Annotated in this window: 1 protein-coding gene; it reads right to left on the reverse strand. The window is 79.7% G+C overall.

The window, feature by feature from the left end; translation table 11 throughout:
- The coding region (locus GTW08_RS21670; protein ID WP_161152454.1) for a glycosyltransferase at nucleotides 1–207 on the reverse strand (207 nt) is incomplete at both ends.

Raw genomic sequence — 207 nt, forward strand, 5'->3', positions numbered from 1 at the left:
CGGTGAGCGCTGCGACGAAGCCGGGCCCGGGGACGGTGTCGGCGTCGAGGAACACCAGGACGTCACCCTCGACCTGCGCGGCGCCGCGGTTGCGCGCGGCGGCGGCGCGGAACCCGCGGTCGTCCTGGGTCACCACCCGCACCGGGACCGGCCCCGCGAGCGCGGCCGGGTCGGGCGGCTCCGGGGACCCGTCGTCGGCGACGACCA

This window comes from Pseudonocardia sp. SID8383, assembly GCF_009864975.1.
Lineage (GTDB): Bacteria > Actinomycetota > Actinomycetes > Mycobacteriales > Pseudonocardiaceae > Pseudonocardia > Pseudonocardia alni.